Source organism: Candidatus Pelagibacter communis (assembly GCF_001179925.1).
Classification (GTDB): Bacteria; Pseudomonadota; Alphaproteobacteria; order Pelagibacterales; family Pelagibacteraceae; genus Pelagibacter; species Pelagibacter ubique_E.
In genome coordinates this window covers 1-2,456 of record NZ_CVSF01000043.1, presented here as the reverse complement: position 1 = coordinate 2,456, position 2,456 = coordinate 1, and the positions used below count along the sequence as shown (strand labels likewise).

General features: G+C 30.6%; 2 protein-coding genes. Both read right to left on the bottom strand.

Annotated elements, in window-relative coordinates; genetic code table 11:
• A partial coding sequence (gene infC, locus AMN70_RS03110; RefSeq protein ID WP_075501692.1) for a translation initiation factor IF-3 occupies positions 1-487 on the bottom strand: 487 nt, incomplete at its 3' end.
• Positions 488-2,404: a threonine--tRNA ligase gene (gene thrS / locus AMN70_RS03105; RefSeq protein WP_075501690.1), complete on the bottom strand. Its 1,917-nt coding sequence runs from the start codon at positions 2,402-2,404 to the stop codon at positions 488-490.
• Between the last annotated feature and the right edge of the window lie 52 nt (positions 2,405-2,456).

The window sequence follows — 2,456 nt, the reverse complement described above, 5'->3', positions numbered from 1 at the left end:
CTTTTTCCACTTCCTTCATGTCTTCTTTAATTTTTGTCATTAATTCATTACCTAAATGAGAATGTTGTAACTCTCTACCTTTAAATCTAATCGTAAATTTAACCTTATCTCCTTTAGAAATAAATTTTTTTGCATTTTTAACCTTAAATTCATAATCATGTGTTTCTGTCACTGGTCTCATTTTTATTTCTTTTAATGATACAATTTTTTGTTTTTTTTTTGCTAGATTTGCTTTTTTTTGAGCATCATATTTAAACTTACCCATATCCATAATTTTACAAACTGGAGGATTTGCATTGGGTGCTATTTCAATTAAATCTAAACCTTCATTTTTTGCCATAGAGATAGCTTTATTTGTACTAAGAACTCCTAAATTTTCCCCATCACTCGCTATAACTTGTACTTCAGGTGAAGAAATCCTATTATTTGATCTAGGACCGCGATCCTTTGTTCTTTTTTGAAAGAAATTTTGTTTAAATTCTGCCACTTAATTTGAAGACGCTTTTTGCAAAGCAGAGAATGTTTTTAAAAATAAATCTAAATCCATATTTTCTTGTTTATTAGAATCCAATCTTCTAATCGTTACTGAGTTACTGTCAACTTCTTTTTTACCACAAATCAGCAATAAAGGTATTTTTGCAAGTGAATGATCTCTAATTTTATAGTTTAAGTTATTTTTTTTTGTATCAACAATACAACTCATTCCTGCTTTTTTTATTTTTTTTGAAACTTTAATTGCATAATCATCAAACTCCTCTGTAATAGGTATCACAACAGTTTGTAAAGGTGAAATCCAAAATGGGAATTTCCCAGCATAATGTTCAATCAAAATTCCTATAAAACGTTCAAGTGACCCAAATAAAGCTCTGTGCAACATAACAGGAACCTTTTTTGAACCATCTTTATCAACATAAGAAGCACCTAACCTGCCCGGCAAGTTAAAATCAACTTGCAGAGTTCCACATTGCCAATCTCTTCCAATCGCATCTCTAAGAACAAATTCAATTTTTGGTCCATAAAATGCCCCTTCACCTTTATTAATATTGTATTCTAATTTGGTTGCTTTAACGGCTTCTAGTAAAGCTTTTTCTGATTTATCCCAAACACTATCATCCCCAACTCTTAAATTAGGTCTATCAGAATATTTTAAGATTACATTTTCAAAACCTAAATCTTTATAAATTTCTAAAATAAGATTAGTTACCGTCAAACATTCTTGGGTAATTTGATCTTCTGTGCAAAATATATGAGCATCATCTTGAGTAAATGCTCTGACTCTTAATAAACCATGTAATGCTCCAGACGGTTCGTAACGATGTACTTTTCCAAATTCAGACATTTTCAATGGTAAATCTTTATAACTTTTTAGACCTTGATTAAAAACTTCTATACAACCAGGACAATTCATGGGTTTTATTGCAAAAATCTTCTCATCAGGAGTTGTTGATGTGTACATGTTTGCACCAAATTTTTCCCAATGCCCGGACTTTTCCCATAAAGTTCTATCAAGAACTTCTGGTGTATTTATTTCTTTATAACCAGCAATATTTTGTTTCATTCTCATATAATCGATCAATTTTTGGAACAGTGCCCAGCCCTTTTCATGCCAAAAAACAGATCCTGGACTTTCCTCCCTAAAGTGAAATAAATCCATTTCTTTGCCTAGTTTCCTATGATCTCTTTTCTCTGCTTCTTCAATTCTTTTCAAATAATCATCTAGATCTTTTTGTGAAGACCAGCTAGTTCCGTATATTCTTTGAAGCATTGCATTATTTGAGTCTCCACGCCAATATGCACCAGCTACTTTTGTAAGCTTAAAAAACTTTCCAATTTTACCAGTTGAAGATAAATGTGGTCCCCTACAAAGATCATGCCATTCACCATGGAAATAAATTGAAACTTCTTCGTTTTTAGGAATACTTTTAATTAATTCAGCTTTATAAAATTCACCTTTACTTTCAAAATGTTTTACTGCTTTATCTCGCTCCCAAACTTCTCTTCTGGTTATTTCATCTCTATCAATAATTTCTCTCATTTTATTTTCAATTTTTTTGAGATCTTCCTCAGTAAATGGTTCTTTCCTTGCAAAATCATAATAAAATCCATTATCAATAACAGGCCCAATGGTAACTTGTGTGCCCGGAAAAAGCTCTTGAACAGCCATTGCTAAAACGTGTGCTGTATCATGTCTTATAGTTTCAAGACCTTCCTTATTTTTTGAAGTTAATATCTTTACATCACAATCTTTATTTATAATAAAATTCAAATCAGTTAATTTACCATCTATGGTCATAACAATTGCTTGTTTTGCAAGAGACTTACTTATTTTCTCTGCTACCTCCAAGCCTGTTACTTTTTTTGGAAATTTTAATTTGTTTCCATCTGGTAATGTTAATGTTAACATTTAATTAATTAATTTTTTATATTCTGAATAAGTATTAAAGCACATTTTTTCA